Source organism: Sphingomonas sp., assembly GCF_035317925.1.
GTDB lineage: Bacteria > Pseudomonadota > Alphaproteobacteria > Sphingomonadales > Sphingomonadaceae > Sphingomonas_I.
In genome coordinates this window covers 1-10393 of record NZ_DATHFV010000040.1, presented here as the reverse complement: position 1 = coordinate 10393, position 10393 = coordinate 1, and the positions used below count along the sequence as shown (strand labels likewise).

Annotated in this window: 7 protein-coding genes and 1 pseudogene; 4 read left to right on the top strand and 4 right to left on the bottom strand. The window is 65.0% G+C overall.

The window, feature by feature from the left end:
* Positions 1-78 precede the first annotated feature (78 nt).
* A pseudogene (locus VK533_RS17225) lies at positions 79-177 on the top strand (PEPxxWA-CTERM sorting domain-containing protein); the annotation flags it as partial.
* A gap of 145 nt (positions 178-322) precedes the next feature.
* Here VK533_RS17225 and rpoD read toward each other — a convergent pair.
* The 4 genes from rpoD to VK533_RS02985 are packed head-to-tail and all read right to left on the bottom strand — an operon-like array spanning position 323 to position 5167.
* Complete coding sequence (gene rpoD, locus VK533_RS03000; protein ID WP_324374883.1) at positions 323-2371, bottom strand: RNA polymerase sigma factor RpoD; 2049 nt, start codon at positions 2369-2371, stop codon at positions 323-325.
* Positions 2372-2397: 26 nt separating this feature from the next.
* On the bottom strand, positions 2398-4257 hold the full coding sequence (gene dnaG / locus VK533_RS02995) for a DNA primase (RefSeq protein ID WP_324374881.1): 1860 nt from the start codon (positions 4255-4257) through the stop codon (positions 2398-2400).
* Positions 4254-4676 carry an endonuclease domain-containing protein gene (locus VK533_RS02990; protein WP_324374879.1) on the bottom strand — a complete coding sequence of 141 codons (423 nt, stop codon included), beginning with the start codon at positions 4674-4676 and terminating at the stop codon, positions 4254-4256. The genes dnaG and VK533_RS02990 overlap by 4 nt, the downstream gene beginning before the upstream one ends.
* Positions 4677-4714: 38 nt before the next feature.
* Entirely contained in the window at positions 4715-5167 is a 453-nt protein-coding gene (locus VK533_RS02985) for a GatB/YqeY domain-containing protein (protein ID WP_324374877.1), read from the bottom strand.
* Positions 5168-5307: 140 nt separating this feature from the next.
* Here VK533_RS02985 and carA point away from each other — a divergent pair, with 140 nt between their 5' ends.
* The 3 genes from carA (at position 5308) to carB (ending at position 10219) form a co-directional block, all read left to right on the top strand.
* A complete protein-coding gene (gene carA, locus VK533_RS02980; protein ID WP_324374875.1) occupies positions 5308-6591 on the top strand; it encodes a glutamine-hydrolyzing carbamoyl-phosphate synthase small subunit in 1284 nt (427 codons plus the stop codon).
* A 71-nt stretch (positions 6592-6662) separates the two neighbouring features.
* On the top strand, positions 6663-6899 hold the full coding sequence (locus VK533_RS02975) for a hypothetical protein (protein WP_324374873.1): 237 nt from the start codon (positions 6663-6665) through the stop codon (positions 6897-6899).
* Entirely contained in the window at positions 6899-10219 is a 3321-nt protein-coding gene (gene carB, locus VK533_RS02970; RefSeq protein ID WP_324374870.1) for a carbamoyl-phosphate synthase large subunit, read from the top strand. Before VK533_RS02975 ends, carB begins: the two co-directional genes overlap by 1 nt.
* Positions 10220-10393: the final 174 nt, after the last annotated feature.

Genomic DNA, 10393 nt, shown 5'->3' with positions numbered 1-10393 from the left:
TTCACCGTTCTTAACGGCGGCACGGATTATGTCGCCCGCCATGTTGATCTCAGCGTCACCGACGGTTCGGCGTCGTCGCCGGCGCCGGAGCCCGCTTCCTGGGCGCTGATGCTGGGCGGTTTCGGCCTCGTCGGCGGCGCGATGCGCAGCCGCAAGCGTACGATCAGCTTCGCCTGATCCGACACTGGTAAAAGAAAGGCCGCCGGTCCCAATCGGACCGGCGGCCTTTTTTCTTATCGTCACCCCAGCGAAAGCTGGGGTCTCATGAGGCCGGATACTCGGCCTCCCGAGATGCCAGCTTTCGCTGGCATGACGTTCTTTCTTACTGGTCGAGGAAGCTGCGCATCTTGCGGCTGCGGCTCGGATGCTTGAGCTTGCGCAGCGCCTTCGCTTCGATCTGACGGATACGTTCGCGCGTAACCGAGAACTGCTGGCCGACTTCTTCCAGCGTATGATCGGTGTTCATGCCGATGCCGAAGCGCATGCGCAGCACGCGCTCTTCGCGCGGCGTCAGGCTGGCGAGGACGCGGGTGACCGTTTCCTTGAGGTTGGCCTGGATCGCGGCATCGACCGGGATCACCGCATTCTTGTCCTCGATGAAATCGCCGAGGTGCGAATCTTCCTCGTCGCCGATCGGCGTCTCGAGGCTGATCGGCTCCTTGGCGATCTTCATCACCTTGCGCACCTTCTCGAGCGGCATGCTCAGGCGCTCGGCCAGTTCCTCCGGGGTCGGCTCGCGGCCGGTCTCGTGCAGGAACTGACGGCTGGTGCGGACCAGCTTGTTGATCGTCTCGATCATATGGACCGGGATACGGATCGTGCGTGCCTGGTCGGCGATCGAGCGCGTGATCGCCTGGCGGATCCACCAGGTCGCATAGGTGCTGAACTTGTAGCCGCGGCGATATTCGAACTTATCGACCGCCTTCATCAGGCCGATATTCCCCTCCTGGATCAGATCCAGGAACTGCAGGCCGCGATTGGTATATTTCTTGGCGATGGAAATGACGAGGCGCAGGTTCGCTTCGACCATCTCCTTCTTGGCGATGCGGGCCTCGCGCTCGCCCTTCTGCACCATGTTCACGATGCGGCGGAATTCCGGCAGCGACATGCCGGTCGCGGTCGCGATCTCGCCCGTCTCGGCGCGGATGCGCTCGACCGGGGCGGCTTCCTCAACGGCGAATGCCGTCCACTTGCGGTCGAGCTTGGAAACGGTGGCGAGCCAGCCTTCCTCGGTCTCGTGGCCGACGTAGCGGTCGAGGAAGTCCTTGCGCGGCACGCGATGGCGCTCGGCCAGGCGCAGCATCTGGCCGCCGAGTGCGGTCAGGCGGCGATTGAACGAATAAAGCTGGTCGACAAGATGCTCGATCTTGGCGGCGTGGAATTTCACGCTCTCGACCTGCGCGGTCAGCTCCTCGCGCAGATTCTGGTACTTGTTCTCTTCGCCCTTCGGGAAATCGTCGCCCAGCCCGAGCGCGGTCACGCGCTTGGCCTGGAGCTTGGCGAAGCTCTTGTAGAGATCGGTGATGGTCGCGAACTTCTCGAGCGCCTGCGGCTTGAGCTGCTCCTCCATCTGCGCGAGCGACAGCGTATTGTCCTCGTCGTCGTCGTCGGACGGACGCGGTACGCGGCGCTCGGTCAGCGATTCTTCGTCCTCGTCGGTCTCGGCGGGGGCCTCCTCGGGCTCTTCCTCTTCCTTGAACGACGGGCCTGCGCTCTTTTCGCTGATCTCGCCGGTATCGTCCTCGGCGCCCTCGACCTGCTCGGCGGTCGGGCCCTTCGACACCATCGCGTCGAGATCGAGGATCTCGCGCAGCTGCATCGTGCCTTCGTTGAGCTGGGTCGACCAATCGATGATCGCGTTGAAGGTGATCGGGCTTTCGCACAGCCCCTGGATCATCGTGTCGCGGCCGGCCTCGATCCGCTTGGCGATCGCGATCTCGCCCTCGCGGGAGAGCAATTCGACCGCGCCCATCTCGCGCAGATACATCCGCACCGGATCGTCGGTGCGGTCGACCGCTTCCTTCTTGGTGGCGGTCGAGGTGAAGGTGGCGACGGTTTCGTCGCCGGTTTCGTCGTCGACGGGGTCGTCGTCTGGCTGCTGCGCGGGCTCGCCGTCTTCGCCGGCTTCCTCGTTCTCGACGACGTTGACGCCCATCTCGTTGAGCGCGGACATGACGTCCTCGATCTGCTCGGAGGACATCTGGTCCTGCGGCAGCGCCTCGTTCAATTCGTCATAGGTGATGTAGCCGCGCTTCTTGGCGCGGGCGAAGACCTTCTTGATCGACGCATCGTTGAGATCGATCAGGGGCGCGTCACCGTCGCCGCCTTCGCCGCCGCTGCCATTCGCCGCTGCCACTGCCGTCTTCGCCATGCTCTTCTTTGATCCCGTCAAATCGTTCAGTCGCCGTCTGGCTGCATCAAATCCATTAAACGGCGCTCGACGTCCTGTTTTTCGCGAGTCAGTCGCTGCTGCTCAGCAAAACTCGCTTCGTCGGTCGTGGTGCCGAAGGCGCGCGTCGCTTCCGCCAGCGCCTGTTCGATCACCGGCCGCGTCACCAGTACGTCGATAGCCTCTCCAAGGTCACGCTCCGCGCGACTCGGGTCCGCATCGCCGCGTAGGAAGGAAAAGGCAAGACCGTTCGTCCGGCACAGTTCATCCACCGCAGGGCCTAAGCCCGCTTCCGCCAATATGGAATGCGCGGCGTCGCCTTCAAGGGAGCGGCCCGCGAAAGCCGCATCGATCAGCGTATCGCGGACACGTTCCAGCACGGAATCGCCGAGCGAAATGCCCGCCAGCGTCTCGGCATGGGCGATGACGGTCGTGGGGCGCAACACCAGCCCGGCGATCACGGCGCGCGCCATCATCCGGTCGATCCCGGTCTTGCCGATCGATCGCGCGCGCTCGGAGGCGGGGCGGGGCGGGGGCTTGCGGAAATCGCGGCGGAAGGGCTGGCGGCTGCCCCGATCATAGGGCTGGAATGGCTGCTCCTGCCGCTGCGGCGCGCCGAAGAGAGCGTCGAACCGGCGGCGGAATTCGATTTTATATTGTTCGGCCGTGCCCTTGTCCTCGATCCCCTGCGCCAGTTCGGCGAGCCGGCGGCGCAGGCCGGCGCGCATCTCGGGCGTGTCGAGCGGGGTTTCCGCCTGTGTGTGATTCCACAGCAGGTCGACCAAAGGAATCGCGCCCGCCAACGCATTTTCGACCGCGGCCTTGCCGCCCGCCTTGACCAGATCGTCTGGATCCTGCCCCCCAGGCAGCGTGACGAAGCTGAGCGAGCGCCCCGGACCCACCATCGGCAGCGCCCGCATCGCGGCGCGAACCGCGGCTTTAACGCCCGCCTTGTCGCCGTCGAAACAGAGGATCGGCACCGGCACCAGCCGCCACAGCCGTTCGATCTGGGCCTCGGTCAGCGCGGTGCCGAGCGGGGCGACCGCCTCGTCGACCCCGGCCTTGGCGAGCGCGATCACGTCCATATAGCCTTCGACCACGATCACGCGCTCCGCCTTGCGGCTGGCGGGTCCGGCGCGGTCGAGATTGTAGAGCGTGCGCCCCTTGTCGAAGAGCGGCGTGTCGGGCGAGTTCAGATATTTGGGCTCGCCGCTGTCGAGAATGCGCCCGCCAAACGCGATCGTCCGCCCCCGCGCATCGCGCACCGGGAACATCAGCCGCCCGCGGAAACGGTCGTACGGCTCCTTCTCCTCGACCAGGATCAGCAGCCCGGTCTCGATCAGCGTCTCATTGCCGAAGGTTGCCAGCGCGGTCTTGAGCTTGCCGCGCGAATCGGGGGAGAAGCCGAGGCCGAACGCCTTGACCAGTTCGTCCGGCACGCCGCGTTTGGCGAGATAAGCCCGCGCCTCGGCGCCCGCGATGCCTTGCAATTGCTCGGCGAACCAGCGCTGCGCCGCTTCCGATGCCGCCACCAGCCCGGTCGCGCGTTCGGCGCGCTCGGCCGAGCGGGGATCGGGCGCGGGCATGTCCATGCCGGCTGCCTGGACCAGTTCCTTCACCGCCTCGATAAACGGCATGCCCTTGGCTTCGGTCAGGAACCGGATCGCATCGCCATGCGCCGAGCAGCCGAAGCAGTGATAAAAGCCCTTGTCGTCATTGACGTAGAAACTCGGCGTTTTCTCGTCATGGAACGGGCAGCAGGCCCGAAATTCGCGGCCCGCTTTCTGGAGTTTGACGGACCGCCCGATCAGTGCGGACAGCAACGTGCGATTGCGCAACTCGTCCAGGAATTGGGGGGAGAGACTCATACCTCCCCCTCCCTGCCAAGGGAGGGGGTCGGGGGCTGGGTCCGTCCCTCAAGGCGTTCCACCTTGGTTAGCCGCCCCTCCACAATCTCAAGAATCGCCTGCAACACGCCCGCGAGATTGCCCGCAACCTCCGCATTGGTGAAGCGCAACACGCGATACCCCAACCGGCCAAGCGCATAATCGCGGTCCGCGTCGGCGGCACGGTCGTGCGTCTCTCCATCGATTTCGACGATCAGCGTCCGATCCCTGCACACGAAGTCGCAAATGAAGCCCTGGATCACGATCTGCCGACTAAACTTGACCCCGCCGAGTTGGCGGCTTCGGAGCGCTTGCCACAGCGCATTTTCGAACGGCGTCGGTTCCGCCCGCATGGCGCGGGCAAAGGTGGCAAGTCTGGGATTAATTCTGCGCGGAATCACCCACCCCCAACCCCTCCCTTGGCAGGGAAGGGAGCTTGTTACGACAACCGCGCCTTCACCAGCGCGCTGGCCTTGCTCATGTCGAGCTGGCCCGCGTGGCGCTCCTTCAGCGCCGCCATCACGCGGCCCATATCCTTGAGGGAGTGCGCGTCCAGTTCGGTCGCGATCGCGTCGATCGCGAGGCTGGCGTCCGCGTCGCTCATCTGCAGCGGCAGGAAGCGTTCGATCACCGCCACTTCGGTCAGTTCGGCGTCGGCCAGCTCCTGACGGCCGCCCTTCACGTACAGCTCGACCGATTCGCGGCGCTGCTTGATCATCTTCTGCATGACCTCGGTCACGAGCACGTCGTCTTCGGGCTGCACGGATGCGGTGCGCAGCTCGATGTCGCGATTCTTGATCGCGGCCTGGATCAGGCGGGTAGCGTTGAGCGTCGCGGTGTCGCGCGCCTTCATGGCGGCGATCTGCGCCGCCTTAATCTCATCACGAATCATGGAAGTCTTCTCGGACGGAGCGGAAACCTCCCTGATAGCCCCGACCGGCCGAATTTGGTAGAGTTGACCCGTGCGGGCATGCCGTCTAGCGGACGCCGCTTAGCGACATCGCTGCTCACCCATTGGAGTGCCCGCCCACCATGGCCGACGCCACGTCTCAACGCGCGCCATCGCCGAACGGAGCGACCGGCGTGCTCGTATTGGGCGACGGGAGCGTCATCTGGGGCAGGGGATTCGGCGCCGAGGGCTCGGCGGTCGGCGAGGTCTGCTTCAACACCGCGATGACCGGCTATCAGGAGGTGATGACCGATCCCTCCTACGCCGGGCAGATCGTCACCTTCACCTTCCCCCATATCGGCAATGTCGGCGCCAACGCCGAGGATATCGAGGCGATCAACCCGCACGCCTTGGGCTGCATCGTGCGCGAGGATGTGACCGATTCCTCCAATTTCCGCTCGACCCAGCGGTTCGATGGCTGGCTGCGCAATAATGGCCGCATCGGCCTGTCGGGCGTCGACACCCGCGCGCTGACCCGTGCGATCCGCCTTGGCGGCGCGCCCAACGGCGTGATCGCGCACGATGCCAAGGGCGAGTTCGATCTCGACGCGCTCAAGGAGCAGGCGCGCGCTTGGCCGGGGCTGGAGGGGATGGACCTCGCCAAGGAAGTGTCCGCGACCCAGAGCTACACATGGGACGACGGCCTGTGGACGCTGGGCGAGGGCTACGCCTCTCCCCTCCCGCTTGCGGGAGGGGTCGGGGGAGGGGAGTCCACATCCGCCACCGACGCCGCGCCTGCTGGCAGCCCCTCCCCTAGCCCCTCCCGCAAGCGGGAGGGGGATTCGCGCCCGCACGTCGTCGCGATCGATTACGGCCTCAAGCGCAATATCCTGCGCAACCTCGTCGCCGCCGGCGCGCGCGTGACGGTGGTGCCCGCGACCGCAAGCTTCGACGAGGTGATGGCGCACGCGCCCGACGGCGTGTTCCTGTCCAACGGCCCGGGCGATCCGGCCGCGACCGGCATCTATGCGGTGCCGGTGATCCAGCAACTGCTCGGCATCGGCAAGCCGATCTTCGGCATCTGCCTCGGCCACCAGTTGCTCGGCATCGCGGTCGGCGCAAAGACCGCCAAGATGCACCAGGGCCATCGCGGCGCGAACCATCCGGTCAAGCGTGTCGGCGACGGCCCAAAGGCGGGCACAGTCGAGATCACCAGCATGAACCACGGCTTCGCGGTGCTGACCGAGACGTTGCCGGCCAATGCCGAACCGACACACATCTCGCTGTTCGACGGCAGCCTTGCCGGGCTGCGCCTGACCGACAAGCCGGCTTTCAGCGTACAATATCACCCCGAAGCGAGCCCCGGCCCGCAGGACAGCCATTATCTGTTCGAGCAGTTCGTGAGCCAGCTTAGGTCTGCCAAGTGATCTCCATACGCGCCGCCGCGCCGCTGGCCTTGGTGTGCCTTTGTGGCTGCGGATTGGCAGTCGGGAGGCCCATGACCAAGTCCGAGTTCGAGCTGGTGAAAAAAGGGTGCCGCCTGGACGATGCTCGGTTCGACGAGGGCAGCTTTCTAACTGGCCGACCTTCAATAATAGATACTAACGAAGACGCCCAAGAGGTGGGTCAAGGGCAGGCCCGTAAAGAACAGGCGTGCGTCGACAAGCTTCTCGGTGTCGATAGGCTGGCCAGATTTCCTTCGATCAATTTTCAACTCACATACGTGGTTCCTTGATGCCCAAGCGTACCGACATCAAATCGATCCTCATCATCGGCGCTGGCCCGATCATCATCGGGCAGGCGTGCGAGTTCGATTATTCGGGGACGCAGGCGTGCAAGGCGCTGCGCGAGGAAGGCTATCGCATCGTCCTGGTCAATTCGAACCCGGCGACGATCATGACCGATCCCGACATGGCCGACGCCACCTATATCGAGCCGATCACGCCCGAGGTCGTCGCCAAGATCATCGAGAAGGAGCGCCCCGACGCGGTGCTGCCGACAATGGGCGGGCAGACCGCGCTCAACACCGCGCTCGCGCTCTGGCACGACGGCACGCTCGAAAAATATGGCTGCGTGATGATCGGCGCCGATGCCGAGGCGATCGACAAGGCCGAGGACCGGCTCAAATTCCGCAACGCGATGGACAAGATCGGGCTCGAAAGCCCGCGTTCGCGCATCGCGCATTCGGTCGAGGAAGCAGTCGCCGCGCTCGAGTTCGTCGGCCTGCCGTCGATCATCCGGCCCAGCTTCACGATGGGCGGGCAGGGCGGCGGCATCGCCTATAATCGCCAGGAATTCATCGAGATCGTCACCAACGGCCTCGATCTGTCGCCGACCACCGAGGTTCTGGTCGAGGAATCGGTCCTCGGCTGGAAGGAATATGAGATGGAGGTCGTGCGGGATCGCAACGACAATGCCATCATCATCTGCTCGATCGAGAATGTGGACCCGATGGGCATCCACACCGGCGATTCGATCACCGTCGCGCCCGCGCTGACGCTGACCGACAAGGAATATCAGATCATGCGCAACGCCAGCATCGCGGTGCTGCGCGAGATCGGCGTCGAGACCGGCGGCTCCAACGTCCAATTCGCGGTCAATCCGAAGGACGGCCGCCTGGTCGTGATCGAGATGAACCCGCGCGTGTCGCGCTCCTCCGCGCTCGCGTCGAAGGCGACCGGCTTCCCGATCGCCAAGGTCGCTGCCAAATTGGCGGTGGGATATACGCTCGACGAGATCGACAACGATATTACCGGCGCGACGCCGGCGAGCTTCGAGCCGACGATCGATTATGTCGTCACCAAGATCCCGCGCTTCGCGTTCGAGAAGTTCAAGGGCGCGTCAGATCACCTCACCACCGCGATGAAGTCGGTCGGCGAGGTGATGGCGATCGGTCGCAATTTCCACGAGAGCCTGCAGAAAGCGCTGCGCGGGCTGGAGACGGGGCTGTCCGGCCTGAACGTCGTCGATCGCCTCAAGGGCGCGCCCAAGGCCGAGATCGAGGCGGCTCTGGCCGAACCGACGCCCGACCGACTGCTCAACGCCGCCCAGGCGCTGCGCGAAGGCTTCACGGTCGACGAGGTTTGCCGGATCGCGAAATACGATCCCTGGTTCATCGAGCGGCTGGCCGAGATCGTCCGCGCCGAGGAAACGGTCTGCCGTGAGGGCCTGCCTGGCGACGCTGCCGGCATGCGCAAGCTCAAGAGCATGGGGTTTTCGGACAAGCGCCTCGCCTGGCTCGCGCTCAATTCGGCCAATCTGCCGGGCATGAAGCGCGAGATCGCGCGCGGTTCGGGCATCGTCCACGACGCGGTCAGCGCGATGGCGGGCGGCGTGACCGAGGCCGAGGTGCGCGCGCACCGCCACAAGCTCGGCGTGCGGCCGGTGTTCAAGCGCATCGACACCTGCGCGGCCGAGTTCGAGGCCAAGACGCCCTACATGTATTCGACCTACGAGGCGCCCGCGTTCGGCGAGCCCGAGAATGAGGCGCAGCCGTCCGACCGGCGCAAGATCGTCATCCTCGGCGGCGGCCCCAACCGCATCGGCCAGGGCATCGAATTCGATTATTGCTGCTGCCACGCCTGCTTCGCGCTGAGCGATGCAGGGTTCGAAACGATCATGGTCAACTGCAATCCGGAGACGGTGAGCACCGATTATGACACGTCCGACCGGCTCTATTTCGAGCCTTTGACGGTCGAAGACGTGCTCGAAATCCTCCATATCGAGCAGCAGAACGGCGAATTGGTCGGCGTTATCGTGCAGTTTGGGGGGCAAACGCCGCTCAAACTGGCGCAGGAACTCGAAAATGCGGGCATTCCGATCCTCGGAACCTCGCCCGATGCGATCGATCTGGCCGAGGATCGCGAGCGTTTCGCCGCGCTCGTCAGCAAGCTTGGCCTGAAGCAGCCCGCCAACGGCATCGCGCGCAGCCGCGACGAGGCGATCGCGGTCGCCGAACGCATCGGCTACCCCGTGCTGACCCGCCCGTCCTACGTGCTCGGCGGCCGCGCGATGGAGGTGGTCGACAGCCCCGCGCAGCTCGACAATTATATCGCGACCGCGGTGCAGGTGTCGGGCGATTCACCCGTCCTGATCGACCGCTATCTGCGCGACGCGATCGAGGTCGATGTCGACGCGATCGCCGACGGCACCGACGTCACCATCGCCGGCGTGATGGAGCATATCGAGGAGGCGGGCGTCCATTCGGGCGACAGCGCCTGCTCGCTGCCGCCCTACAGCCTGTCGAAGGAGATCGTCGCCGAGATCGAGCGCCAGACCGACGCGCTCGCCCGCGCGCTCAAGGTCAAGGGACTGATGAACGTCCAGTTCGCGGTCAAGGACGGCGAAGTCTATCTGATCGAGGTCAATCCGCGCGCCAGCCGGACGGTGCCGTTCGTCGCCAAGGCGGTGGGCGCGCCGATCGCCAAGATCGCGGCCCGCGTGATGGCGGGCGAGATGCTCAAGGATCTGCCCAAGATCGATCTCGACATCGGCTATATCGCGGTCAAGGAAGCGGTCTTCCCATGGGCGCGCTTCCCCGGCGTCGATCCGGTGCTCAGCCCGGAAATGAAGTCGACGGGCGAAGTGATGGGAATCGACAAGGATTTCGCGACCGCCTTCGCCAAGGCGCAACTCGGTGCGGGCACCGTCCTGCCGCAGGCGGGCACCGTGTTCGTCTCGGTCAAGCCGGGCGACAAGCCGGTGATCGCGCCCGCCGTGCGCCACCTGATCGAACTCGGCTTCCATATCCTCGCCACCGACGGCACCGCCGAATATCTGGCCGGGCAGGGGTTGTCGGTCGAGCGCGTCAACAAGGTCGCGCAGGGCCACACCCATATCGTCGACCGGCTCAAGGACGGCGACGTCCAGTTGGTGTTCAACACGACCGAGGGTTGGCAGTCGCTGCAGGATAGCAAATCGATCCGCGCCTCGACCATGCTGGCGCGGATTCCTTACTTCACCACGGCGGCGGGCGGGCTGGCCGCGGTACGGGCGATCGCGGCCATGCGGGAGCACAGCCTTGAAGTGCGGTCGCTCCAATCCTATCATAGCTGACTGACGATCCCAGACATCACCAAGATGCGGGCGTCGCCAACCGGCGGCGCGGGGGTTATTTTGACGGTATTCACAAGGGGTTCGGTTGAAATGGCGAGCGACGAGAAGATGCCGATGCTGGCGGAAGGGCATGACATGCTCACCGCTGAAGTCGCGCGTCTCAAGATAGAGCGG

Bases quoted from the DNA above. Each gene is read 5' to 3' on its own strand.
- rpoD (WP_324374883.1), bottom strand. From the start codon at position 2,371: ATGGCGAAGACGGCAGTGGCAGCGGCGAATGGCAGCGGCGGCGAAGGC.
- dnaG (WP_324374881.1), bottom strand. From the start codon at position 4,257: ATGAGTCTCTCCCCCCAATTCCTGGACGAGTTGCGCAATCGCACGTTG.
- VK533_RS02985 (WP_324374877.1), bottom strand. From the start codon at position 5,167: ATGATTCGTGATGAGATTAAGGCGGCGCAGATCGCCGCCATGAAGGCG.
- carA (WP_324374875.1), top strand. From the start codon at position 5,308: ATGGCCGACGCCACGTCTCAACGCGCGCCATCGCCGAACGGAGCGACC.
- VK533_RS02975 (WP_324374873.1), top strand. From the start codon at position 6,663: ATGACCAAGTCCGAGTTCGAGCTGGTGAAAAAAGGGTGCCGCCTGGAC.
- carB (WP_324374870.1), top strand. From the start codon at position 6,899: ATGCCCAAGCGTACCGACATCAAATCGATCCTCATCATCGGCGCTGGC.